This is a genomic window from Pseudomonas sp. B22129 (assembly GCF_044218875.1).
Taxonomy (GTDB): Bacteria; Pseudomonadota; Gammaproteobacteria; order Pseudomonadales; family Pseudomonadaceae; genus Aquipseudomonas.
Genome location: NZ_CP162592.1, coordinates 2,357,474 through 2,381,531 on the forward strand (window position 1 = coordinate 2,357,474; position 24,058 = coordinate 2,381,531).

At 57.7% G+C, this 24,058-nt stretch carries 19 protein-coding genes and 2 tRNA genes; 19 read left to right on the plus strand and 2 right to left on the minus strand.

Annotated elements, in window-relative coordinates; all coding sequences use genetic code 11:
* Positions 1–50: 50 nt before the first annotated feature.
* Entirely contained in the window at positions 51–1,724 is a 1,674-nt protein-coding gene (recN, locus tag AB4P94_RS10740) for a DNA repair protein RecN (RefSeq protein WP_395610503.1), read from the minus strand.
* A gap of 254 nt (positions 1,725–1,978) precedes the next feature.
* Between recN and grpE the strand changes: the two genes are divergently transcribed.
* From grpE to AB4P94_RS10780, 8 genes are all read left to right on the plus strand, one after another.
* Positions 1,979–2,539, plus strand: coding sequence for a nucleotide exchange factor GrpE (gene grpE, locus AB4P94_RS10745; RefSeq protein ID WP_017139264.1), 561 nt, complete (start codon positions 1,979–1,981; stop codon positions 2,537–2,539).
* A 102-nt stretch (positions 2,540–2,641) separates the two neighbouring features.
* Entirely contained in the window at positions 2,642–4,558 is a 1,917-nt protein-coding gene (gene dnaK, locus AB4P94_RS10750) for a molecular chaperone DnaK (protein WP_395610504.1), read from the plus strand.
* Positions 4,559–4,876: 318 nt separating this feature from the next.
* Complete coding sequence (gene dnaJ, locus AB4P94_RS10755; protein WP_395610505.1) at positions 4,877–6,001, plus strand: molecular chaperone DnaJ; 1,125 nt, start codon at positions 4,877–4,879, stop codon at positions 5,999–6,001.
* A 9-nt stretch (positions 6,002–6,010) separates the two neighbouring features.
* A complete protein-coding gene (gene dapB, locus AB4P94_RS10760; RefSeq protein WP_395610506.1) occupies positions 6,011–6,817 on the plus strand; it encodes a 4-hydroxy-tetrahydrodipicolinate reductase in 807 nt (268 codons plus the stop codon).
* A gap of 258 nt (positions 6,818–7,075) precedes the next feature.
* On the plus strand, positions 7,076–8,212 hold the full coding sequence (gene carA / locus AB4P94_RS10765) for a glutamine-hydrolyzing carbamoyl-phosphate synthase small subunit (RefSeq protein ID WP_395610507.1): 1,137 nt from the start codon (positions 7,076–7,078) through the stop codon (positions 8,210–8,212).
* Positions 8,213–8,317: 105 nt separating this feature from the next.
* Positions 8,318–11,539 carry a carbamoyl-phosphate synthase large subunit gene (gene carB, locus AB4P94_RS10770; RefSeq protein WP_395610508.1) on the plus strand — a complete coding sequence of 1,074 codons (3,222 nt, stop codon included), beginning with the start codon at positions 8,318–8,320 and terminating at the stop codon, positions 11,537–11,539.
* Positions 11,536–12,012 (plus strand): transcription elongation factor GreA, encoded by a 477-nt coding sequence (gene greA / locus AB4P94_RS10775; RefSeq protein WP_395610509.1) that lies wholly within the window; start codon positions 11,536–11,538, stop codon positions 12,010–12,012. The genes carB and greA overlap by 4 nt, the downstream gene beginning before the upstream one ends.
* 28 nt (positions 12,013–12,040) lie before the next feature.
* The gene (locus tag AB4P94_RS10780) at positions 12,041–12,445 is read left to right on the plus strand and encodes an MFS transporter (RefSeq protein WP_395610510.1); all 405 of its coding nucleotides are present in this window, start codon (positions 12,041–12,043) and stop codon (positions 12,443–12,445) included.
* 23 nt (positions 12,446–12,468) lie between these two features.
* On the opposite strand, the gene AB4P94_RS10785 is transcribed toward AB4P94_RS10780, so the two are convergent.
* Positions 12,469–12,777, minus strand: a complete 309-nt coding sequence (locus AB4P94_RS10785; protein ID WP_010206607.1) for a YhbY family RNA-binding protein — start codon at positions 12,775–12,777, stop codon at positions 12,469–12,471.
* 106 nt (positions 12,778–12,883) lie between these two features.
* Between AB4P94_RS10785 and rlmE the strand changes: the two genes are divergently transcribed.
* From rlmE to infB, 11 genes are all read left to right on the plus strand, one after another.
* A complete protein-coding gene (rlmE, locus tag AB4P94_RS10790; protein WP_003235041.1) occupies positions 12,884–13,534 on the plus strand; it encodes a 23S rRNA (uridine(2552)-2'-O)-methyltransferase RlmE in 651 nt (216 codons plus the stop codon).
* A gap of 200 nt (positions 13,535–13,734) precedes the next feature.
* Complete coding sequence (gene ftsH, locus AB4P94_RS10795; protein WP_395610511.1) at positions 13,735–15,645, plus strand: ATP-dependent zinc metalloprotease FtsH; 1,911 nt, start codon at positions 13,735–13,737, stop codon at positions 15,643–15,645.
* 8 nt (positions 15,646–15,653) lie between these two features.
* Positions 15,654–16,505 carry a dihydropteroate synthase gene (gene folP, locus AB4P94_RS10800; RefSeq protein ID WP_395610512.1) on the plus strand — a complete coding sequence of 284 codons (852 nt, stop codon included), beginning with the start codon at positions 15,654–15,656 and terminating at the stop codon, positions 16,503–16,505.
* A 16-nt stretch (positions 16,506–16,521) separates the two neighbouring features.
* On the plus strand, positions 16,522–17,859 hold the full coding sequence (glmM, locus tag AB4P94_RS10805) for a phosphoglucosamine mutase (RefSeq protein ID WP_395610513.1): 1,338 nt from the start codon (positions 16,522–16,524) through the stop codon (positions 17,857–17,859).
* A 66-nt stretch (positions 17,860–17,925) separates the two neighbouring features.
* Positions 17,926–18,681 carry a triose-phosphate isomerase gene (gene tpiA, locus AB4P94_RS10810; RefSeq protein WP_003194193.1) on the plus strand — a complete coding sequence of 252 codons (756 nt, stop codon included), beginning with the start codon at positions 17,926–17,928 and terminating at the stop codon, positions 18,679–18,681.
* Between the two features lie 4 nt (positions 18,682–18,685).
* Positions 18,686–19,069 (plus strand): preprotein translocase subunit SecG, encoded by a 384-nt coding sequence (secG, locus tag AB4P94_RS10815; protein ID WP_010206600.1) that lies wholly within the window; start codon positions 18,686–18,688, stop codon positions 19,067–19,069.
* A gap of 22 nt (positions 19,070–19,091) precedes the next feature.
* Positions 19,092–19,177 (plus strand) — tRNA-Leu (locus tag AB4P94_RS10820).
* Between the two features lie 96 nt (positions 19,178–19,273).
* Positions 19,274–19,350 (plus strand) — tRNA-Met (locus AB4P94_RS10825).
* Between the two features lie 139 nt (positions 19,351–19,489).
* Positions 19,490–19,948, plus strand: a complete 459-nt coding sequence (rimP, locus tag AB4P94_RS10830) for a ribosome maturation factor RimP (RefSeq protein WP_003235029.1) — start codon at positions 19,490–19,492, stop codon at positions 19,946–19,948.
* 47 nt (positions 19,949–19,995) lie between these two features.
* Complete coding sequence (gene nusA / locus AB4P94_RS10835; protein ID WP_078739144.1) at positions 19,996–21,477, plus strand: transcription termination factor NusA; 1,482 nt, start codon at positions 19,996–19,998, stop codon at positions 21,475–21,477.
* 27 nt (positions 21,478–21,504) lie between these two features.
* Positions 21,505–24,027, plus strand: a complete 2,523-nt coding sequence (infB, locus tag AB4P94_RS10840; RefSeq protein WP_395610514.1) for a translation initiation factor IF-2 — start codon at positions 21,505–21,507, stop codon at positions 24,025–24,027.
* The last annotated feature ends 31 nt before the right edge of the window (positions 24,028–24,058 follow it).

Genomic DNA, 24,058 nt, shown 5'->3' on the forward strand with positions numbered 1-24,058 from the left:
GGCGACCCTTGGGTCGCCTTCGTGCTTTCTATAGAGAGGAAAATGCCCGCTTAAGCCTTGGCAGCCACGACCATTTTCTTCGCGTGGGCCAGGGACTCTTTGGTCAGGTCGATACCCCCAAGCATTCGTGCCACTTCTTCCACGCGTTCCGACTTGTTCAGTTTCGACACGGCGGTGTGCGTTGCATCGCTCCCGCGTACCTTGTGCACAAACAAGTGCTGATGCCCTTGGGCGGCCACTTGCGGCAAGTGAGTCACCGTCAGTACCTGGCCTCTATCCCCAAGGCGGCGCAACAACTGCCCAACGATTTCGGCGGTCGGTCCGCCAATCCCCACGTCCACTTCGTCAAATACCAGTGTCGGCACCCGCGAGGTCTGCGCGGTAATGACCTGGATTGCCAGGCTGATCCGCGACAGCTCGCCGCCGGAAGCCACTTTGGCCAAGGCCTTGAGTGGTTGGCCGGGGTTGGCGCTGACCAGCAGCTCCACCTGCTCAAGCCCGTGGGGTTGTAGCTCATTGCTGGCGTTGGTGCGCAACTCGATGGTAAAGCGCCCACCTGGCATGCCCAACCGCTGAATCTCCTGCTCCACGGCACCGGCCAGGCCCGTGGCGGCCTGATGGCGCAGATCACTCAACTCGCGAGCCTTCTCTTGATAGTGACGAGCAAAAGAAGCGAGTTCTTCGCCGAGCCGCTCAATGGATTCGTCATTGGCATTCAGGGTTTCGATTTCATCCAGCAACTTCTGCTGCATCGTCGCCACTTCGGTGGGCTGGATTCTGTGTTTGCGCGCCAGTGTATAAATAGTATCCAGGCGCTCTTCAATTTCCTGCAGGCGCGCCGGGTCGGCATCGAAGTGATCCAGGAAGCGGTTCAACTCGCCAACGGCTTCTTCTACCTGGATTTGCGCACTGGTCAGCAGGGTTGTCGCTTCGCTCAGCGAGCCGGAACCGCTGTTCACGCTGGACAGTCGGTTAAGGCTGGCCGTCAGGGCATTAAGGACATTGCCTGAATCACTCTCGCTGCATTGCTCCACCACCTGGCGGCAAATGCCCAGCAGCGTTTCGGCGTTGGTGAGGTTTTTGTGTTCCTGCTCCAACTGTTCCAGTTCGGTTTCACCCAGGCCAAGGCTTTCAAGCTCTTCAAGCTGGTAGCTGAGCAATTGATGGCGTGCGCGTTGCTCATCGCCGGAGTTGGAAAGGCGCTCCAGTTCCTGGCGCGTCTGCCGCCAGCGTTGGGCGGCCAGTTGGACCTGGCGGGCAAGGTCGGTGGCGCCAGCGTATTCGTCGAGCAAGCGGCGGTGAGTGTCGGTTTTGAGCAGGGATTGGTGCTCATGCTGGCTGTGAATATCGATCAGCAATTCGCCGAGCGCTTTCAGGTCACCGAGGGGGCAGGGCGTGCCGTTGATATAGCCGCGCGAACGCCCTTCCGCCGTAATGACCCGGCGCAGGATGCACGGGCCTTCATTATTAAGGTCGCGTTCGGCCAGCCAGGTTTCGGCTTCGGGGATGTCTGCCAGGTCGAAGGTGGCGAGGATGTCGGCCTTGTCTGCACCGGGGCGCACGACGCCGCTGTCGGCGCGGTCGCCGAGGGTCAAGCCCAGGGCGTCGAGCATGATCGACTTGCCGGCGCCGGTTTCGCCTGTGATTACGCTCATTCCGCGATCCAGTTCGAGATCCAGGTGTTCAACAATGGCGTAGTTATGTACGGACAGGTGCACGAGCATGATGGCCGCTCCCAGGCTTTAGGTCTGGTTATTTATACAGTGTTTTGTTTGGGCCTGACAATCCTGGCGCTTAGCTCGATTTGCTTGAACTGCGGTTTTATTTAGCGCAAAGGGGAATGAGCAATGAGGAATTGATCCACGTCACCGGAAAGACTTTTGGTAACGCCTGCGCCCTTGAACCTGGAAATTGTGGCCCCATATACCGGAACAGAAGCGCGAGTTGAGTTCGCGCATGATTTTGAAAGGAGAAATCTATGGCTGACGAACAGACGCAGGATACGCAAACTCCAGACGCCAATTCGGCTGCCGGTGATGAACTGGCGACTCGTGTGCAAGTGCTCGAAGAGCAGTTGGCTGCTGCGCAGGATCAGTCTTTGCGTGTTGCCGCCGATCTGCAGAACGTCCGCCGCCGTGCAGAGCAGGATGTAGAAAAGGCTCATAAATTCGCGTTGGAAAAATTCGCCAACGACCTGCTGCCGATCATCGACAGCCTGGAGCGTGGCCTTGAGTTGTCCAACCCGGATGACGAAAACATCCGCCCGATGCGCGAAGGGATCGAACTGACCCTGAAAATGTTCCAGGACACCCTGAAGCGTTATCAGTTGGAAGCGATCGATCCACAAGGCGGCGAGCCGTTCAACGCTGAGCACCATCAAGCCATGGCCATGCAGGAAAGCCATGACCTGGAGCCGAACAGCGTGTTGAAAGTGTTCCAGAAGGGTTACCAGCTCAACGGTCGCTTGTTGCGCCCGGCAATGGTTGTTGTGAGCAAGGCTCCTGCACCTGTTGCACCTTCTATTGATGAGCAGGCTTGAAATCAGCCGTAACGGCCCCATCTATAAGTCAAGCGTTTAAGTGCTACCGCAGTTAGCCACCACTGCTGCGGCAACCAAATTAAAGTTTCGGGAGAGTTAATCATGGGCAAAATTATCGGTATCGACCTGGGGACCACCAACTCCTGCGTCTCCGTGCTGGAAAACGGCGTTGCTAAAGTTATCGAAAACGCCGAAGGCGCGCGTACCACGCCGTCGATCATTGCTTACGCCAACGACGGTGAAATCCTCGTCGGTCAGTCGGCCAAGCGTCAGGCGGTCACCAACCCGCACAACACGCTGTACGCGGTAAAGCGTTTGATCGGCCGTAAGTTCGACGAAGAAGTCGTACAGAAAGACATCAAAATGGTCCCTTACAAAATCGCCAAGGCCGACAACGGTGACGCCTGGGTTGAAGTAAACGGCCAGAAAATGTCGCCGCCGCAAATCTCGGCTGAAATCTTGAAAAAGATGAAGAAGACTGCCGAAGACTACCTCGGTGAAACCGTCACTGAAGCGGTCATCACCGTTCCGGCCTACTTCAACGACAGCCAGCGCCAGGCGACCAAAGACGCCGGCCGCATCGCGGGTCTGGACGTAAAACGCATCATCAACGAACCTACCGCAGCCGCTCTGGCTTACGGCATGGACAAGGCCAAGGGCGACCACACCGTGATCGTTTATGACCTGGGTGGCGGTACTTTCGACGTTTCCGTGATCGAGATCGCTGAAGTTGACGGTGAGCACCAGTTCGAAGTGTTGGCCACCAACGGTGACACCTTCCTCGGCGGTGAAGACTTTGACATTCGTCTGATCGACTACCTCGTGGACGAATTCAAGAAAGAAAGCGGCATGAACCTCAAAGGTGATCCGCTGGCCATGCAACGCCTGAAAGAAGCCGCTGAGAAAGCCAAGATCGAGCTGTCTTCCGCTCAGTCGACCGACGTGAACCTGCCGTACATCACTGCAGATGCCACCGGTCCTAAGCACTTGAACGTGAAAATCTCGCGTTCCAAGCTGGAAGCGCTGGTTGAAGACCTGGTTCAGCGCACCATCGAACCTTGCCGCATCGCGCTGAAAGACTCCGGTATCGACGTTGGCTCGATCAACGACGTGATCCTGGTGGGCGGTCAGACCCGTATGCCACTGGTTCAGAAGCTGGTCACCGAGTTCTTCGGCAAAGAAGCACGTAAAGACGTGAACCCGGACGAAGCGGTTGCCATGGGTGCTGCCATCCAGGGCGCGGTTTTGGCCGGCGACGTGAAAGACGTGCTGCTGCTGGACGTCAGCCCGCTGACCCTGGGTATCGAAACCATGGGTGGCGTGATGACTGCGCTGATCGAGAAAAACACCACGATTCCTACCAAGAAATCGCAAGTGTTCTCGACTGCCGACGACAACCAGGGCGCTGTGACCATTCACGTGCTGCAAGGTGAGCGTAAGCAAGCGGCCCAGAACAAGTCTTTGGGCAAGTTCGACCTGGCCGAGATTCCACCAGCACCACGTGGCGTGCCACAAATCGAAGTGACCTTCGACATCGACGCCAACGGTATTCTGCACGTCGGCGCGAAAGACAAGGCGACCGGCAAAGAGCAGAAGATCACCATCAAGGCCAACTCCGGTCTGTCTGATGAAGAAATTCAACAGATGATTCGTGATGCTGAAGCCAACGCTGATGCGGATGCCAAGTTCACTGAGCTGGCCGGCGCCCGTAACCAGGGTGATGCTCTGGTTCACTCGACGCGCAAAATGATTTCCGAAGCGGGCGATAAAGTGACCGCTGAAGAGAAAACCGCGATCGAAGCGGCTGTAGTTGCCCTGGAAGCCGCTATCAAAGGCGACGACAAGGCTGCTATCGACGCCAAGGTTGAGGAGCTGTCGAAAGTCTCCGCGCCGGTTGCTCAGAAAATGTACGCCGAACAAGGTCAGCCTGCTGACGGCGCTGCACAACACGCAGAGCCTGAAGCCAAGCACGACGACGTTGTCGATGCCGAGTTCGAAGAAGTCAAAGACCAGAAGTAAGTTGGTCGCCCGGTTGACCGCTATCCAGCGGTGACTGGTAGGATGTCGCCGCGCGGGAGCTTGCTCCCGCGTTGGCGTGTCTGGGGTATGCGAATTTTTACAACATGCGACAGCGTTCGGGTGTTGGCGGTGTGATCGGGAATGCTCCTGCTTTCCGAGCAGTAAATACCGCATTTTTGGCCGGGTCCCTGGCTAAAAAGTAGTAATGACCAGGATCGTTGAATTGACGTGAGTTGGGTCCGGGCCTGTATTGGGGCTCAACGAGTTTGGCAAGGCTCAGGAGGGTCTGGCTGAACGTCCTTAAGAGTGCAAAGACTTATGGCAAAGCGTGACTATTACGAAGTATTGGGTGTGGAGCGCGGCTCCAGCGAGGCGGACCTGAAGAAGGCCTACCGTCGCCTGGCGATGAAGCACCACCCGGACCGTAATCCGGATAGCAAAGAATCCGAAGATCTGTTCAAAGAGGCCAACGAGGCCTACGAGTGCCTGAGTGATCCCAACAAGCGTGCGGCCTACGACCAGTATGGTCATGCTGGCGTTGACCCGAGCATGGGGGGCGGCGGTGCCGGTTTTGGTGGTCAAAACTTCTCCGACATTTTCGGCGACGTATTCAGCGACTTCTTTGGCGGTGGCCGTGGCGGCCAGCGTGGCGGTGCCCAGCGTGGCAGCGACTTGCGCTACACCCTGGAGCTGAACCTGGAAGAAGCCGTGCGCGGCACCAGTGTCAATATCCGCGTGCCGACGCTGGTCAACTGCAAGCCGTGCGACGGCTCGGGTGCCAAGAAGGGCTCCTCGCCCATTACGTGCCCGACCTGTGGTGGTATCGGTCAGGTCCGCATGCAGCAGGGCTTTTTCTCGGTGCAACAGACCTGCCCGCGTTGCCATGGCCAGGGCAAGATCATTTCCGATCCGTGCGACTCCTGCCACGGCGAAGGTCGCGTCGAAGAGTACAAGACCCTTTCGGTGAAAGTGCCGGCAGGCGTCGATACCGGTGATCGCATTCGCCTGTCGGGCGAAGGCGAGGCGGGCACGCAGGGCGGCCCAACGGGTGACCTGTATGTGGTGATCAATGTGCGCGAGCACTCGATCTTCCAGCGCGACGGCAAACACCTGTTCTGTGAAGTGCCGATCAGCTTTGTGGATGCGGCCCTGGGCGGCGAGCTGGAAATTCCGACGCTGGATGGTCGGGTCAAGCTCAAGATTCCGGAAGGTACGCAGACCGGCAAGCAATTCCGCATTCGTGGCAAAGGCGTTGCGCCGGTGCGCGGTGGCGGTGCTGGCGACCTGATGTGTCGCGTGGCGGTGGAAACACCTGTCAACCTGAACCGCCGTCAGCGTGAATTGCTCGAAGAATTCCGCAGTTCGATGGAAGGTGATGACTCCCACTCGCCGAAAACCGCGGGTTTCTTCGACGGTGTTAAGCGCTTCTTCGGCGATCTGTAAGGAATAAGTATGCGACGTATAGCCGTGATGGGCGCTGCAGGGCGCATGGGCAAAACCTTGGTCGAGGCCGTGCAGCAGCGCTCCCCGGCTTCCGGGCTGACGGCGGCAATTGTTCGTCCTGGCAGCACGCTGATTGGTGCGGATGCTGGTGAGTTGGCTTCGCTGGGGCGTATCGGCGTTTCGTTGTCGGGCAACCTGGAGCAGGTGGCTGATGAGTTTGACGTGCTGATCGATTTCACCCTGCCGGAGGTGATGCTGAAAAACCTGGCGTTCTGCCGCAAGGCAGGCAAGGCCATGGTGATCGGTACCACGGGCTTGAGTGCAGAGCAGAAGCAGTTGCTGGTGGAGGCGGGCAAGGATATTCCGGTTGTCTTCGCTGCCAACTTCAGTGTGGGTGTGAACCTGTCGCTGAAGTTGCTGGATCTGGCAGCGCGGGTGCTGGGCGATGAGGCGGATATCGAAATCATCGAGACCCACCATCGCCATAAAATTGATGCTCCGTCGGGCACTGCGCTGCGCATGGGCGAGGCGATTGCCGATGCGCTGGGGCGTGACCTGTCGAAAGTGGCCGTTTACGGGCGTGAAGGTCATACCGGTGCGCGTGCGCGTGACACTATCGGTTTTGCGACCGTTCGCGGTGGTGATGTGGTGGGTGATCACACCGTGCTGTTCGCGACCGAAGGCGAGCGCCTGGAGATCACTCACAAGGCCTCCAGTCGCATGACCTTCGCCAAGGGTGCGGTGCGCGCTGCGCTCTGGCTGGAAGGTCGCGAGCCTGGCCTGTATGACATGCGCGACGTGCTGGATCTGCACTGATCAGTCGCTAAAACGGGGGCTCAAGCTTATGCTTTGGCCCCTTTTTTAACCGCTAGGCGACGTCCTGTCGCATTCCCCTGCCTTTAAGGCTCATTAGCGGTGGACCCAAAAAGCCTTTTTCTGTAAGCTACAGCTTTAGTGTGTTCACTAAAAGCGCGCAGAATAATTCAGTGAATAAGCGGAGTGACGTGTCCATACGTCACTCCGCTTTTTTACACCTGCGATCGCCCTTTCAGGCTTTATTTACGGGAGGTCTTCTTGACTAAGCCAGCCATACTCGCCCTTGCTGATGGCAGCATTTTTCGCGGCGAAGCCATTGGAGCCGACGGTCAAACCGTTGGTGAGGTAGTGTTTAACACTGCCATGACCGGCTATCAGGAAATCCTTACCGATCCTTCCTACGCCCAACAGATCGTTACCCTGACCTATCCGCACATCGGCAATACCGGTACTACTCCGGAAGACGTCGAGTCTGATCGTGTCTGGTCGGCGGGTCTGGTGATTCGTGACCTGCCACTGGTTGCGAGCAACTGGCGTAACACGATGTCGCTGTCCGATTACCTGAAAGCCAACAACGTTGTAGCGATTGCGGGTATCGATACGCGCCGCCTGACACGCATCCTGCGTGAAAAAGGCTCGCAGAACGGCTGCATCATGGTCGGTGACACTATTTCCGAAGCGGCGGCGATTGCCGCAGCACAGGGCTTCCCTGGCCTGAAAGGCATGGACCTGGCGAAAGTTGTCAGCGTCAAAGAGAAGTACGAGTGGCGCTCCACCGTCTGGGACTTGAAGACCGACAGCCACGCGACAATCGAAGCCTCCGAGCTGCCATACCACGTGGTGGCCTACGACTACGGCGTCAAATACAACATTCTGCGCATGCTGGTCGAGCGCGGTTGCCGCGTGACCGTGGTGCCGGCGCAGACGCCTGCCAGCGACGTGCTCGCCCTGCAGCCGGACGGTGTGTTCCTGTCCAACGGCCCGGGTGACCCTGAGCCATGCGATTACGCCATCCAGGCGATCAAGGAAGTACTGGAGACCGAGATTCCGGTATTCGGTATCTGCCTGGGTCACCAACTGCTGGCCCTGGCCTCCGGCGCCAAGACCCTGAAAATGGGTCACGGCCACCACGGTGCCAACCACCCGGTACAGGACCTGGACACGGGTGTGGTGATGATCACCAGCCAGAACCACGGTTTCGCGGTGGATGAAGCGACCTTGCCGGCTAACGTCCGCGCAATCCACAAGTCGTTGTTCGACGGTTCCCTGCAGGGCATCGAGCGCACCGACAAGAGCGCGTTCAGCTTCCAGGGCCACCCTGAAGCCAGCCCGGGCCCGAACGACGTAGCGCCGCTGTTCGACCGTTTCATCAATGAGATGGCCAAGCGACGCTGACTGAGCAGCTTGCGGGCGGCCCCGGACCCCGGTGGCCCCCGCAGGCTCATCAAAGATTGTTCAAGACGGCTTGCCGACTGACCTGCGGATTTGAGTGACAAACCCATGCCAAAACGTACAGACATAAAAAGCATCCTGATTCTCGGCGCTGGCCCGATCGTGATCGGCCAGGCCTGCGAATTCGACTACTCCGGCGCCCAGGCCTGTAAAGCCCTGCGTGAGGAGGGCTACCGCGTCATCCTGGTGAACTCCAACCCGGCAACCATCATGACCGACCCGGACATGGCCGACGCCACCTACATCGAGCCGATCAAGTGGCAGACCGTTGCCAAGATCATCGAGAAAGAGCGCCCGGACGCACTGTTGCCAACCATGGGCGGCCAGACTGCACTGAACTGCGCCTTGGACCTGGAGCGCGAAGGTGTCCTGGAAAAGTTCGGCGTAGAGATGATCGGCGCCAACGCCGATACCATCGACAAGGCTGAAGACCGTTCGCGTTTCGACAAGGCCATGAAATCCATCGGCCTTGACTGCCCGCGCTCGGGCATCGCCCACACCATGGAAGAAGCCAATACTGTGCTCGAGAAGCTGGGCTTCCCGTGCATCATCCGTCCGTCCTTCACCATGGGCGGTACTGGTGGCGGTATTGCTTACAACCGTGAAGAGTTCGAAGAAATCTGCGCCCGTGGCCTGGACTTGTCTCCGACCAAAGAGCTGCTGATCGACGAATCCCTGATCGGCTGGAAAGAGTATGAAATGGAGGTTGTCCGCGATAAGAAGGACAACTGCATCATCGTTTGCTCGATCGAAAACTTTGACCCGATGGGCGTGCACACCGGTGACTCGATCACCGTTGCTCCGGCACAGACCCTGACGGACAAGGAATACCAGATCATGCGTAACGCCTCGCTGGCGGTACTGCGTGAGATCGGCGTTGAAACCGGCGGTTCCAACGTTCAGTTCGGCATCTGCCCGGACACAGGCCGTATGGTCGTGATCGAAATGAACCCGCGTGTATCGCGCTCCTCGGCGCTGGCCTCGAAAGCTACCGGCTTCCCGATTGCGCGTATCGCAGCCAAGCTGGCGATCGGTTACACCCTGGACGAGTTGCAGAACGAAATCACTGGCGGCGCTACGCCAGCGTCCTTCGAGCCGTCTATCGACTACGTCGTGACCAAGCTGCCACGGTTTGCCTTCGAGAAATTCGCCAAGGCTGACGCGCGTCTGACCACCCAGATGAAATCTGTGGGTGAAGTCATGGCCATCGGCCGTACCTTCCAGGAATCCCTGCAGAAAGCCCTTCGCGGTCTGGAAGTGGGTGTGTGCGGCCTGGACGAGAAGCTCGACCTGAGCAACCCGGAAAGCATGAGCGTGCTCAAGCGCGAACTGACCGTGCCGGGCGCCGAGCGCATCTGGTATGTGGCCGATGCTTTCCGCGCCGGTATGACCGTCGAACAAATCTTCGGCATGAACATGATCGACCCGTGGTTCCTGGTACAGATCGAAGATCTGATCAAGGAAGAAGAGAAGGTCAAGACCCTCGGTCTGTCTTCTATCGACCGCGACCTGATGTTCCGCCTCAAGCGCAAAGGGTTCTCCGACCAGCGTCTGGCCAAGCTGCTGGGTGTGACCGAGAAGAACCTGCGGACCCATCGCCACAAGCTGGAGATCTTCCCGGTCTACAAGCGCGTTGACACCTGCGCCGCTGAGTTCGCCACCGACACCGCATACCTGTACTCCACTTACGAGGAAGAGTGCGAAGCCGCGCCGTCGGGCCGTGACAAGATCATTATCCTGGGTGGCGGTCCAAACCGTATCGGCCAGGGCATCGAGTTCGACTACTGCTGCGTACATGCCGCCCTCGCCCTGCGCGAAGACGGGTACGAGACCATCATGGTCAACTGCAACCCGGAAACCGTTTCTACCGATTACGACACTTCCGACCGTCTGTACTTCGAGCCGGTGACACTGGAAGACGTGCTCGAGATCTGCCGCGTCGAGAAGCCAAAAGGCGTGATCGTGCAGTACGGCGGCCAAACCCCGCTGAAACTCGCTCGCGCACTGGAAGCGGCCGGCGTGCCAATCATCGGCACCAGCCCCGATGCCATCGACCGTGCCGAAGACCGTGAGCGCTTCCAGCAAATGGTTGAGCGCCTGAACCTGCGTCAGCCGCCAAACGCCACTGTGCGCAGCGAAGACGAAGCCATCCGTGCAGCCAGCAAGATTGGTTATCCGTTGGTGGTGCGTCCGTCCTACGTATTGGGTGGTCGTGCGATGGAAATCGTCTACGAAGAAGAAGAGCTCAAGCGCTACCTGCGTGATGCGGTGAAAGTGTCCAACGACAGCCCTGTGCTGCTCGATCACTTCCTCAACTGCGCCATCGAGATGGACGTGGATGCAGTCTGTGACGGTACTGATGTGGTGATCGGCGCGATCATGCAGCACATCGAACAAGCGGGCGTTCACTCTGGTGACTCCGCATGCTCGCTGCCGCCGTACTCGCTGCCGGCGCACATCCAGGACGAGATGCGCGAACAGGTCAAGAAAATGGCCCTGGAACTGGGTGTGGTCGGCCTGATGAACGTTCAGTTGGCGCTGCAAGGCGAAGACATCTACGTCATCGAAGTCAACCCGCGTGCTTCGCGTACCGTGCCATTTGTTTCCAAGTGCATCGGTGTGTCCCTGGCCATGATCGCTGCGCGCGTGATGGCCGGTAAGACCTTGAAGGAAATCGGCTTCACCAAGGAAATCATTCCGAACTTCTACAGCGTGAAAGAGGCGGTGTTCCCATTCGCCAAATTCCCTGGCGTGGACCCGATCCTGGGCCCAGAGATGAAGTCCACCGGTGAAGTGATGGGCGTGGGTGATACCTTCGGTGAAGCCTTCGCCAAGGCCCAAATGGGCGCCAGCGAAGTGTTGCCGACCGGCGGTACTGCGTTCATCAGCGTGCGCGACGATGACAAGCCGCTGGTTGCAGGTGTGGCCCGTGATCTGATCAACTTGGGCTTCGAAGTCGTGGCCACTGCCGGGACCGCCAAGCTGATCGAAGCTGCCGGCCTGAAAGTGCGTCGCGTGAACAAGGTGACGGAAGGCCGTCCGCATGTGGTCGACATGATCAAGAATGACGAAGTCACGCTGATCATCAACACCACCGAAGGTCGCCAGTCGATCGCGGATTCTTACTCCATTCGTCGTAACGCCTTGCAGCACAAGATTTACTGCACCACGACCATTGCTGCTGGCGAAGCCATCTGCGAAGCGCTCAAGTTCGGTCCGGAAAAGACCGTGCGTCGCTTGCAGGATCTACACGCAGGATTGAAGGCATGACCAAATACCCAATGACCGTCCAGGGCTTCAAGGCCCTGGAAGAGGAGCACGCCCACCTGACCAAGGTCGTCCGCCCAAAGCTGAGCCAGGACATCGGCACGGCCCGCGAACTGGGTGACCTGAAGGAAAACGCTGAGTACCATGCTGCCCGCGAGCAGCAGGGTATGGTCGAGGCGCGTATCCGTGATATCGAAGGTCGCCTGCAGAATTCGGTGGTTATCGACGTGACGACCATTCCGAAGACCGGCAAGGTGATTTTCGGCACCACCGTGGAAATCGCCAACGTTGAAACCGACGAAAGCGTGGTCTACCACATTGTGGGTGAAGATGAAGCTGACTTTAAACTCGGCAAAATCTCCGTCGGTTCGCCACTTGCCCGCGCCTTGATTGCCAAGGAAGAGGGTGATGTGGTGGTTGTTAAAACGCCTGGTGGCGTGACCGAGTACGAGATTGTTGAAGTTCGTCACATCTGAAAGGCGGCGCCCGCTTCGTGCGGGCGCCATGCTTTGGCAGCTCTCCCAGATGCTTTGGGTCGGCGGCCTGTGGCTGTTGCACATTGGTGTGTTGCCGGCGTTGGGCCTGATTGGCTTGGCGCCGCTGCTGATCGATGAGATCGACGGATTACTCAGTGCGTTGCTGGTGGGTTTTGCGGCGGCGTGCGTGACGCTCCAGGTGCTGGTGCTGATCAAGGCTGAAGGCTTGGGGAGTTTGTGGCGGGATATTCGCGGCCAACTGCTGTTGATGGCGCTGTATGCGTGCGCAATGTTTTGCGTCGTGCATGTCTGGCTGCCGGAAGCGTTGCGCTGGCAGCTATTCAGCTATCTTGTGCTAGGGTTCTCCGGCCTGGTGCTGGTGATACAGCCGGCGCCGGGATGGAGTGGCAGGGCGCGCGAAGCACGCCCGTGACCCTTGTTGTCATTTGAAAGCTGTTATTTGAAGCGGTGTACGTTCGACAGCTGCTTGTTGACGCTGAAGTTCTTGCGATACAGCAGCGCCATCTTGCCGATGACCTGAACCAGGTCCGCTTTGCCAACCTTGCACAATTCTGCAATGGCAGCCAGGCGCGCTTCGCGGTCGAGGATGTTGACCTTGATCTTGATCAGTTCATGATCGTTCAGTGCGCGTTCGAATTCGGCTAACACACCTTCAGTCAAACCGTTGTCTGCCACAATCAGAACTGGTTTCAGATGGTGGCCAATGGATTTGTACTGTTTCTTCTGCTCTTGAGTGAGCGGCATAATCTGACCCCTGCGTCTGATCTTGTAAAAAGCGGCGGCCAGTTTACCCGAGCGAGTCCGGGACCGCCCAGTTAATCACGACCCGTTTTATTTTTCGAGGTGGCCCGTGGCCCGTTCCAAAACCAGCCTTAAGTGGCTACAAGAACATTTCAACGACCCTTACGTCAAAAAGGCGCAAAAGGACGGCTACCGTTCCCGGGCCAGTTACAAGTTGCTGGAGATCCAGGACAAGGACAAATTGATCCGCCCCGGCATGAGCGTTATCGATCTGGGCGCCGCCCCGGGTGGTTGGTCTCAGGTGACCAGTCGTCTGATTGGTGGGCAGGGTCGTTTGATTGCTTCTGACATTCTGGAAATGGACAGCATTCCGGATGTGACCTTTGTTCACGGCGACTTCACTCAGGACAGCGTACTCGCAGAGATCCTTGAGGCCGTGGGAAATTCGCAGGTAGACCTTGTGATTTCCGACATGGCCCCCAATATGAGTGGATTACCGGCCGTTGATATGCCGCGAGCCATGTTCCTGTGTGAGCTGGCACTGGATTTGGCGGGTCGGGTTTTGCGTCCTGGTGGTGATTTCCTGGTGAAAGTCTTCCAGGGCGAGGGTTTCGACGAGTACCACAAGAACATTCGCAAGTTGTTCGACAAGGTACAGACGCGCAAACCTGACTCTTCGCGAGACAGGTCTCGCGAGCAATATCTGCTGTGCCGCGGCTTTCGCGGTGTTGAAGGCGCTGCGAGCGAAGAGCGTTTTTAAGGAATTGGAGGAGGGCGATAGGTTTTTTTATATCGCTTTCGTCACGAAGCTTTACGAATATTGTGTAGTCAAAGTTTCACAAAGGGTTACAGACGGCGCCTGCCAGAGTTGTAGGTAATGTAGTAAGTTAGGCCGGTGAATATCATGCGAAGCGCGCGCCAGTAGCGGAGCTTGCTTCAGAGGGTAGTTAATTGAACGATATGGCAAAGAATCTGATCCTGTGGTTGATCATCGCGGCTGTCCTGGTGACGGTGATGAACAACTTCTCCAGCCCTAACGAGCCGCAGACCCTCAACTATTCCGACTTCATCCAGCAAGTTAAGGATGGCAAGGTCGAGCGCGTAGCGGTTGATGGCTACGTGATCACCGGCAAACGCAACGATGGCGATAGCTTCAAGACCATTCGTCCGGCGATCCAGGACAACGGCCTGATCGGCGACCTGGTGGATAACCATGTAGTCGTTGAAGGCAAGCAGCCTGAGCAGCAGAGCATCTGGACTCAGCTTTTGGTGGCGAGCTTCCCGATTCTGGTGATCATCGCTGTGTTCATGTTCTTCATGCGCCAGATGCAAGGCGGCGCGGGAGGTAAGGGTGGGCCGATGAGCTTCGGCAAGAGCAAGGCACGCCTGCTCTCCGAAGATCAGGTCAAAACCACGTTGGCTGACGTTGCCGGTTGTGACGAAGCCAAAGAAGAAGTCGGCGAGCTGGTTGAATTCCTGCGTGACCCGGGCAAGTTCCAGCGTCTGGGCGGTCGCATTCCTCGCGGCGTGCTGATGGTCGGTCCTCCGGGTACCGGTAAAACCTTGCTCGCCAAGGCGATTGCCGGCGAAGCCAAGGTGCCTTTCTTCACCATTTCAGGTTCTGACTTCGTCGAAATGTTCGTCGGCGTCGGTGCCAGCCGTGTTCGCGACATGTTTGAGCAGGCCAAGAAGCATGCGCCATGCATCATCTTCATCGACGAAATCGACGCCGTTGGTCGCCATCGTGGTGCCGGGATGGGCGGCGGTCATGACGAGCGTGAGCAGACTCTTAACCAGCTGTTGGTTGAGATGGACGGCTTCGAAATGAATGACGGCATCATCGTCATTGCCGCAACCAACCGCCCGGATGTGCTCGACCCAGCATTGCTGCGTCCAGGCCGTTTCGACCGTCAGGTGGTGGTGGGCTTGCCGGACATTCGTGGTCGCGAACAGATTCTGAAAGTGCACATGCGCAAAGTGCCAATGGGTGATGACGTGGCTCCGGCCGTGATTGCCCGTGGTACTCCAGGCTTCTCTGGTGCTGACCTGGCCAACCTGGTGAACGAGGCTTCGTTGTTCGCTGCCCGTACCGGCAAGCGCATTGTTGAGATGAAAGAGTTCGAGTTGGCGAAAGATAAGATCATGATGGGCGCCGAGCGCAAATCCATGGTCATGTCCGAGAAAGAGAAGCAGAACACCGCTTATCACGAAGCCGGCCACGCCATTGTGGGTCGCGTTGTGCCTGAGCATGACCCGGTCTACAAAGTATCGATCATTCCTCGTGGTCGTGCTTTGGGTGTCACCATGTTCCTGCCTGAGGAGGATCGTTACAGCCTCTCCAAGCGTGCGTTGATCAGCCAGATCTGTTCGCTGTACGGCGGCCGGATCGCGGAAGAAATGACGCTTGGCTTTGACGGTGTCACCACGGGCGCTTCCAACGACATTATGCGTGCCAGTCAAATTGCACGGAACATGGTGACCAAGTGGGGCTTGTCTGAAAAGCTCGGTCCTTTGATGTATGCCGAGGAAGAAGGTGAGGTATTCCTGGGTCGTGGCGGCGGCGGTCAAAGCGCCAGCTTCTCCGGTGAGACAGCCAAGCTGATCGATTCTGAAGTGCGCAGCATCATTGATCAGTGCTACGGCACGGCCAAGCAGATCCTGACCGACAACCGCGACAAGCTGGATGCCATGGCTGACGCGTTGATGAAGTACGAGACGATTGATGCCGATCAGATCGACGACATCATGGCGGGGCGCGCGCCCCGTGAACCTCGCGATTGGGAAGGTGGTTCGGGAACCTCGGGCACTCCCCCTGTCGTTCAAAACGAGCGCCCGGAAACCCCGATCGGCGGCCCGGCGGCTGAGCTCTAAGGTTTGAAATGACTTCTGCTTTATCCTCCACCCGGTTGCCTTGCGGCAACCGGGTTCTTGATTTGGCCCGGACGCACGTCATGGGCATTCTTAACGTAACCCCTGACTCCTTCTCTGATGGCGGCCGCTTCAGTCAGCTGGATGCTGCGCTGCGTCATGCCGAGTCGATGGTGTTGGCCGGTGCGACCTTGATTGATGTCGGTGGCGAATCCACTCGGCCTGGCGCGCGCGTTGTTTCTCCCTTGGAGGAGTTGGAGCGCGTGGCGCCGATAGTCGAGCGTATCGCCCGCGAGTTGGATGTCATTATCTCCGTTGATACGTCGACACCAGCCGTCATGCGCGAAACAGCGCGTCTCGGTGCGGGCCTGATCAATGATGTGCGCTCTCTTCAGCGCGACGGCGCTCTGGATGCAGCAGCGGCCACGGGGTTGCCTGTATGCCTGATGCACATGCTGGGAGAGCCCGGTAATATGCAGGACAACCCGCACTACGACGATCTTGTTGGTGAGGTGAGTGGGTTTCTCTCGGAGCGAATCGCTCAGTGTGCTGCGGTGGGCATAACCCCTGAGCGGATTATCCTTGATCCTGGGTTTGGTTTTGCCAAGACCCTGCAACACAATTTAAGCCTGTTTAAACATATGGAGTCCTTGCATGCCCTTGGTCGGCCCCTGTTGGTCGGTGTTTCGCGCAAGAGCATGATAGGGCTGGCCTTGAATCGTCCTGTGGGCGAACGGTTATATGGTGGGCTTGCGCTCGCGGCGCTTGCGGTGACCAAGGGGGCGCGCATCTTGCGCGTGCATGACGTTGCCGAGACCGTGGATGTGGTTCGCATGATTGCCGCTGTAGAATCCGCCGAATAAGAATGATGGAGTACTTATGACTAAAAAATACTTTGGCACCGACGGTATCCGTGGTCGGGTCGGCGAGTTTCCGATCACTCCTGATTTCATGCTCAAGCTGGGGTGGGCAGCAGGCATGGCGTTCCGCAGCATGGGGGCGTGCCGCATCCTGGTGGGTAAGGACACCCGTATTTCCGGGTACATGTTTGAGTCCGCGCTGGAAGCTGGTTTGTCCGCCGCGGGTGCCGATGTAATGCTGCTCGGTCCTATGCCGACGCCCGCAATCGCCTACCTGACGCGTACCTTTCACGCTGAAGCCGGTATCGTGATCAGCGCCTCGCATAACCCTCATGATGACAATGGGATCAAGTTTTTCTCGGGGCAGGGCACCAAGCTGCCGGACGAGATCGAGCTGATGATCGAAGAGTTGCTGGATGCGCCGATGACGGTGGTTGAGTCCAGCAAGTTGGGTAAGGTTTCGCGTATCAACGATGCGTCCGGCCGCTATATCGAATTCTGCAAAAGCAGCGTGCCGACCAGCACCAATTTCGCCGGGCTTAAAATTGTCGTCGACTGTGCCCATGGTGCGACCTACAAGGTTGCGCCGAGTGTGTTCAAGGAGTTGGGCGCGGTTGTAACTGTGCTTTCAGCGCAGCCGAATGGCTTGAACATCAACGAAAACTGCGGCTCCACCCACATGGAGCAGCTGCAGGCGGCCGTTTTGGCCGAGCACGCCGACCTGGGCATAGCGTTTGACGGCGACGGTGACCGTGTGCTGATGGTCGATCACACCGGTACTGTGGTGGACGGCGATGACCTGTTGTTCATCATCGCTCGCGACTTGCACGAGCGTAACAAGCTCCAAGGTGGTGTCGTCGGTACGCTGATGAGTAATCTTGGGCTTGAGCTGGCTCTGGCTGAGTTGGGGATTCCCTTCGTTCGCGCCAATGTCGGTGACCGCTATGTCATCGCCGAGCTGCTGGAGCGTAACTGGCAGGTCGGTGGTGAGAATTCCGGGCATGTGGTGTGCTTCCAGCACACCACCACGGGCGACGCCATTATTGCTGCGTTGCAAGTATTGTTGTCCTTGCGCCGTCGCGAAGAGAGTCTTGCTCAAGCTCGCCAGGCGCTGCGCAAGTGCCCGCAGGTGTTGCTCAATGTGCGTTTCGCCGGTGGCGAAAATCCAATTGAGCACCCTGCTGTCAAAGACGCCTGCGAGCGTGTGACTCTGGCAATGGCCGGGCGTGGGCGGGTATTGCTGCGTAAGTCCGGCACAGAGCCTCTGGTGCGCGTCATGGTCGAAGGCGAAGACGAAGCACAGGTCCGCGGGCATGCCGAAGACCTGGCAAAACTGGTAACTGAAATTTGCGCCTGAATTCGGCTTGCCAGTGATGATGGGGTTGGGTAACATCTGCGCCCACTTTGACCGACGAGGTACAGCATGCGTCGCACTATGGTAGCTGGTAACTGGAAGATGCACGGTACCCGCGCCAGTGTCGCTGAGCTGATCAATGGCCTTCGTCACTTGGCCTTGCCTAGCGGTGTTGATGTCGCGGTTTTTCCGCCTTGCTTGCATATCAACCAAGTGGTTGATGGCTTGAAAGGCAAGTCGATTCAGGTCGGCGCGCAGAATTCTGCGGTGGAACCGATGCAAGGTGCGTTGACCGGTGAGATTTCACCGAGTCAGCTGGTTGATGCGGGTTGTTCCTATGTGCTCGTCGGGCACTCCGAGCGCCGTCAGATGATGGGCGAGCGTGATGGGACACTCAATCGCAAGTTTGCAGCGGCACAGGCTTGTGGCTTGATTCCAGTGTTGTGCATAGGGGAGACCCTGGAGCAGCGTGAATCAGGCAAAACTCTTGAAGTTGTCTCGCGTCAGCTGGGCAGCATCATTGAGGAGCTGGGTGTTGGTGCGTTTGCAAAGGCAGTGATTGCTTACGAGCCGGTCTGGGCCATAGGTACCGGGCTGACTGCTACACCGCAACAGGCGCAGGATGTGCACGCAGCTATCCGCGCGCAGTTGGCGGCAGAGAATTCTGAGGTCGCGCAAGGTGTGCGGCTTCTATACGGCGGCAGCGTGAAGGCGGCCAATGCGGTCGAACTGTTCGGCATGCCGGATATCGATGGGGGGCTCATTGGTGGAGCTTCCCTGAATGCAGATGAGTTCGGTGCGATCTGTCGCGCCGCGGGAAACTGAAAAAATGCTGGAAACAGTCGTAGTCGTTTTTCATCTGTTGGCTGCCCTGGGCGTAGTTGCCCTGGTTTTGTTGCAACAGGGTAAAGGTGCGGATGCTGGTGCGTCTTTCGGTGCAGGTGCTTCAAATACTGTGTTCGGAAGCCAAGGTTCCTCTACCTTTCTTAGTAAGTTTACTGCTATACTTGCCGCAGGTTTCTTCATAACCAGCTTAGGGTTAGGTTACTTTGCTAAAGAGAAAGCTCATGTGCTGACTCAAGTAGGTTTGCCAAATCCAGCAGTGTTGGAAGTTCCAAAAGCAAAACCGGCTTCTGATGATGTCCCGGTGCTTCAAGAGCAAAAGTCGGCTACTCCAGCGACTGACGTGCCTCCAGCTCAAGAGCAAAAGTAAGAAGGGTTGTAAACGCTGTATTGCCGAGGTGGTGGAATTGGTAGACACGCAACCTTGAGGTGGTTGTGCCCATAGGGTGTAGGGGTTCGAGTCCCCTTCTCGGTACCAATTATCAGGAGAGCCCGCTGTTGCGGGCTTTCTTGTAGGTGGAAGGTTACATTGACCCTGTAAGGGATCGGTCGTATACTTCCGCCCCAGCTTTGTCGCGGGGTGGAGCAGTCTGGTAGCTCGTCGGGCTCATAACCCGAAGGTCGTCGGTTCAAATCCGGCCCCCGCAACCAGTTTTACGGAGCCCCTTTTAAGGGGCTTTTTGTTAGCTGGACACTTTCAACGCCGCTGTTCGACGGCGTTTCAAGGATGGGCGTTTCGCCCATTTTTTTATTTTGCACAGCATGCACATACATGCACGAGGGGGTTCAGGTGTCGAGCAAGCTAGAAGAGTTGCAGGCCTTGTTGGCCCCGGTGGTCGTGGCCCTAGGCTATGAATGCTGGGGTATTGAGTTTTCGGCTCAAGGTCGCCACTCAATGTTGCGCGTTTATATCGATAAAGAGGGCGGCGTGCTGGTGGACGATTGTGCCATTGTCAGCCGTCAGATCAGCGGTGTGCTGGATGTTGAAGATCCAATCTCCGTTGAATACACCCTCGAAGTTTCCTCGCCAGGCATGGAACGCCCACTGTTCACTATTGATCAGTTTGCAAAATTTGCCGGTGAACAAGTGAAGATCAAGCTGCGATCTCCCTTTGAAGGGCGGCGCAACTTTCAGGGCCTTCTGCGCGGTGTAGAAGAACAGGATGTCGTGGTGCAGGTAGAAGACCATGAGTTCCTGTTGCCGATCGATATGATCGACAAGGCCAACATTATTCCCAGTTTTGACTGAGACGCGGATCCCGCGGATCCAATGGCTTGCGAAAGGCGAGGCGTACGATGAGCAAAGAAGTACTGCTGGTTGTTGAGTCGGTATCCAATGAAAAGGGCGTACCGGCAAACGTGATTTTTGAAGCGCTGGAGCTGGCCTTGGCCACTGCTACCAAAAAGCGTTTTGAAGACGAAGTTGATCTGCGTGTGGAAATCAACCGCCACACCGGTGCCTATGAGACTTTCCGTCGCTGGACGGTCGTCGAAGAAGCCGATCTTGATGATCCGGCCATCGAAACCTGGCCGAGCAAGGTTGCCGAAACGCACCCTGGCGCCAACGTCGGTGATGTCGTCGAAGAAAAGATCGAATCCATCGAATTCGGCCGTATTGCTGCACAGACCGCCAAGCAGGTCATCGTGCAAAAGGTTCGCGAAGCCGAGCGCGCTCAAGTCGTTGACGCCTATCGCGAACGCCTGGGTGAAATCATCTCCGGCACCGTGAAAAAAGTGACCCGCGACAACGTGATCGTTGACTTGGGCAACAACGCCGAGGCGTTGCTGGCTCGCGAAGACATCATCTCTCGCGAAACCTTCCGTGTCGGCGTGCGCTTGCGTGCACTGCTCAAGGAAATCCGCACCGAGAACCGTGGCCCTCAGTTGATCCTGTCGCGTACCGCGCCGGAAATGCTGATCGAGCTGTTCCGTATTGAAGTGCCGGAAATCGCGGAAGGCCTGATCGAAGTGATGGCCGCCTCCCGTGACCCGGGTTCGCGTGCCAAGATCGCGGTTCGCTCCAAAGACAAACGCATCGACCCGCAGGGCGCTTGCATTGGTATGCGCGGTTCGCGCGTCCAGGCGGTGTCGGGCGAATTGGGCGGTGAGCGTGTGGATATCGTGCTGTGGGACGATAACCCGGCGCAGTTCGTGATCAATGCCATGTCGCCGGCTGAAGTGGCGGCAATTATCGTTGACGAAGATGCCCATGCAATGGACATCGCCGTTGGCGCAGACAATTTGGCTCAGGCCATTGGTCGTGGTGGTCAGAACGTGCGTCTGGCCAGCCAACTGACCGGTTGGACCCTGAACGTGATGACCGAATCGGACATCCAGGCTAAGCAGCAAGCTGAAACCGGTGACATCCTGCGCAACTTCATCGACGAGCTGGAAGTCGACGAAGACCTGGCGCAGGTGCTGGTAGATGAAGGCTTCACCAGCCTGGAAGAGATTGCCTACGTACCGTTGGAAGAAATGCTCAACATCGACGGCTTTGACGAGGACACCGTCAACGAGCTTCGCGCTCGGGCCAAGGATCGTTTGTTGACTAAAGCCATCGCTACTGAGGAAAAGCTGGCAGACGCCCATCCGGCCGAAGACCTGCTCTCGCTTGAGGGTATGGACAAGGATTTGGCGATGGAACTGGCGGTGCGCGGCGTAATTACCCGCGAAGACCTGGCCGAGCAGTCTATTGACGATCTGCTCGACATCGACGGCATTGACGATGATCGTGCCGGCAAGTTGATCATGGCCGCCCGAGCCCATTGGTTCGAGTAACTAGGCGCGGCCTGAGGAGAGAAGTGCATGACGCAAGTCACGGTGAAACAACTGGCCGATGAGGTCAAAACACCGGTAGAGCGCCTGTTGCAGCAGATGCGTGAGGCAGGTCTGCCGCACACCGCCGCCGATGAAGGTGTGAGCGACAGTGAGAAGCAGTCTTTGCTGACTCACTTGAAGAGCAGCCACAAGGCGAAAGTGGAAGAACCGCGCAAGATTACATTGCAGCGCAAAACCACCAGCACCCTGCGTGTTGCTGGTAGCAAAAGCATCAGCGTTGAAGTACGCAAGAAGAAAGTCTTCGTACAACGCAGCCCGGAAGAAATCGAAGCCGAGCGCAAACGCGAGCTGGAAGAACGTCGCGCAGTAGAAAATGCTGCTCGTCAGAAGGCTGAAGAAGAAGCCAAGCGTCGCGCCGAAGAAGAAGCGCGTCGCCAGCCTGCTGCTGCGCAACCTGCTTCCACTGAGGCGGTCGCAGCGCCTGTCGCTCCTGTTGAAGCTGTGCGTGAGGCCGCTCCGGTTGCCGCTGCACCCGCTCCTGCAGCTGAGCGCAAGCGTGACGAACCGCGTCGTCCGGACAAGCCACGTGCTGACGATAACAATCGTCGCGGCGGTGGTGGCGATGGCGAGCGTAAAAACGCTCCGCATCGTGCTTCGGTCAAAGAGAAAGCGCCTGCTCCACGCGTTGCCCCACGTACTACCGACGAAGAAAGCGATGGCTTCCGTCGTGGTGGTCGCGGCAAGGCCAAGCTGAAAAAACGCAACGCCCACGGTTTCCAGAGCCCAACCGGCCCTGTCGTGCGTGAAGTGAAGATCGGCGAGACCATCACTGTGGGCGATCTGGCCCAGCAGATGTCGGTCAAGGCTGCTGAAATCATCAAGTTCATGTTCAAGCTGGGCACTCCGGCCACCATCAACCAGGTACTGGATCAGGAAACTGCCCAACTGGTTGCTGAGGAGCTGGGCCACAAAGTGACCCTGGTCAGCGACACAGCCCTGGAAGATTCCCTGGCCGAGTCCCTGAAGTTTGAAGGTGAGGCGGTTTCCCGTGCACCGGTTGTGACCGTAATGGGCCACGTTGACCACGGTAAAACATCCCTGCTCGACTACATCCGTCGTGCCAAGGTAGCTGCGGGCGAAGCCGGCGGCATCACCCAGCACATCGGTGCCTACCACGTTGAAACCGACCGTGGCATGGTGACGTTCCTCGACACCCCTGGTCACGCCGCGTTTACCGCGATGCGTGCCCGTGGTGCCAAGGCGACCGACATCGTGATCCTGGTGGTTGCCGCGGATGACGGCGTGATGCCACAAACCATCGAAGCCGTTCAGCATGCCAAGGCAGCTGGCGTTCCGTTGGTAGTAGCAGTGAACAAAATCGACAAGCCGGGCGCCGATCTTGATCGCATCCGTAGCGAACTGTCGGTTCACGGCGTGACATCCGAAGAGTGGGGTGGTGACACTCCATTCGTACCGGTCTCCGCAAAAATGGGTACCGGTGTTGACGAGCTGCTTGAAGCCGTTCTGTTGCAAGCCGAAGTTCTGGAACTCACCGCTACACCATCGGCTCCTGGCCGTGGCGTTGTGGTTGAGTCCCGTCTCGACAAGGGCCGTGGTCCGGTTGCAACCGTTCTGGTTCAAGACGGTACCCTGCGCCAAGGCGACATGGTGCTGGTCGGTTCGAACTACGGCCGTGTACGTGCCATGCTCGACGAGAACGGCAAGCCAATCAAGGAAGCAGGTCCTGCTATCCCGGTCGAGATCCTCGGCCTGGACGGTACCCCGGACGCTGGCGACGAGATGAGCGTAGTGGCCGACGAGAAGAAAGCCCGTGAAGTGGCTCTGTTCCGTCAAGGCAAGTTCCGCGAAGTCAAGCTGGCCCGTGCTCACGCCGGCAAGCTGGAAAACATCTTCGAGAACATGGGCCAGGAAGAGAAGAAGACGCTTAACATCGTCCTCAAATCTGATGTACGTGGTTCCCTCGAAGCGTTGAACGGCGCCCTGAACGGCCTGGGTAACGACGAAGTGCAAGTGCGCGTTGTCGGTGGCGGTGTCGGTGGTATCACCGAGTCCGACGCCAACCTGGCACTGGCTTCCAACGCTGTACTGTTCGGCTTCAACGTGCGTGCCGATGCCGGCGCTCGCAAGATCGTCGAGCAGGAAGGCCTGGACATGCGTTACTACAACGTCATCTACGACATCATCGAAGACGTCAAGAAAGCCCTTACCGGCATGCTTGGCAGCGACGTTCGGGAGAACATCCTGGGTGTGGCCGAGGTGCGTGACGTGTTCCGCTCGCCGAAATTCGGTGCGATCGCCGGTTGCATGGTTATTGAAGGTACCGTGTACCGTAACCGTCCAATCCGTGTACTGCGTGAAGACATCGTTATCTTCGAAGGCGAGCTGGAATCCCTGCGCCGCTTCAAGGATGACGCTTCTGAAGTACGTGCCGGCATGGAATGCGGTATCGGCGTCAAGAGCTACAACGACGTCAAGGCTGGTGACAAGATCGAAGTCTACGAGAAGGTTCAGGTTGCTCGCAGCCTCTAACTCGCGCACTTCCGGAGCCACGCGGCGTGTG

Excerpts from the sequence above, each read along its gene's own strand:
- grpE (WP_017139264.1), top strand. The coding sequence starts at position 1,979 with ATGGCTGACGAACAGACGCAGGATACGCAAACTCCAGACGCCAATTCG.
- dapB (WP_395610506.1), top strand. The coding sequence starts at position 6,011 with ATGCGACGTATAGCCGTGATGGGCGCTGCAGGGCGCATGGGCAAAACC.
- AB4P94_RS10780 (WP_395610510.1), top strand. The coding sequence starts at position 12,041 with ATGCTTTGGCAGCTCTCCCAGATGCTTTGGGTCGGCGGCCTGTGGCTG.
- AB4P94_RS10785 (WP_010206607.1), bottom strand. The coding sequence starts at position 12,777 with ATGCCGCTCACTCAAGAGCAGAAGAAACAGTACAAATCCATTGGCCAC.
- tpiA (WP_003194193.1), top strand. The coding sequence starts at position 17,926 with ATGCGTCGCACTATGGTAGCTGGTAACTGGAAGATGCACGGTACCCGC.
- folP (WP_395610512.1), top strand. The coding sequence starts at position 15,654 with ATGACTTCTGCTTTATCCTCCACCCGGTTGCCTTGCGGCAACCGGGTT.
- secG (WP_010206600.1), top strand. The coding sequence starts at position 18,686 with ATGCTGGAAACAGTCGTAGTCGTTTTTCATCTGTTGGCTGCCCTGGGC.
- ftsH (WP_395610511.1), top strand. The coding sequence starts at position 13,735 with ATGGCAAAGAATCTGATCCTGTGGTTGATCATCGCGGCTGTCCTGGTG.
- greA (WP_395610509.1), top strand. The coding sequence starts at position 11,536 with ATGACCAAATACCCAATGACCGTCCAGGGCTTCAAGGCCCTGGAAGAG.
- nusA (WP_078739144.1), top strand. The coding sequence starts at position 19,996 with ATGAGCAAAGAAGTACTGCTGGTTGTTGAGTCGGTATCCAATGAAAAG.
- glmM (WP_395610513.1), top strand. The coding sequence starts at position 16,522 with ATGACTAAAAAATACTTTGGCACCGACGGTATCCGTGGTCGGGTCGGC.
- dnaK (WP_395610504.1), top strand. The coding sequence starts at position 2,642 with ATGGGCAAAATTATCGGTATCGACCTGGGGACCACCAACTCCTGCGTC.
- recN (WP_395610503.1), bottom strand. The coding sequence starts at position 1,724 with ATGCTCGTGCACCTGTCCGTACATAACTACGCCATTGTTGAACACCTG.
- carB (WP_395610508.1), top strand. The coding sequence starts at position 8,318 with ATGCCAAAACGTACAGACATAAAAAGCATCCTGATTCTCGGCGCTGGC.
- infB (WP_395610514.1), top strand. The coding sequence starts at position 21,505 with ATGACGCAAGTCACGGTGAAACAACTGGCCGATGAGGTCAAAACACCG.
- dnaJ (WP_395610505.1), top strand. The coding sequence starts at position 4,877 with ATGGCAAAGCGTGACTATTACGAAGTATTGGGTGTGGAGCGCGGCTCC.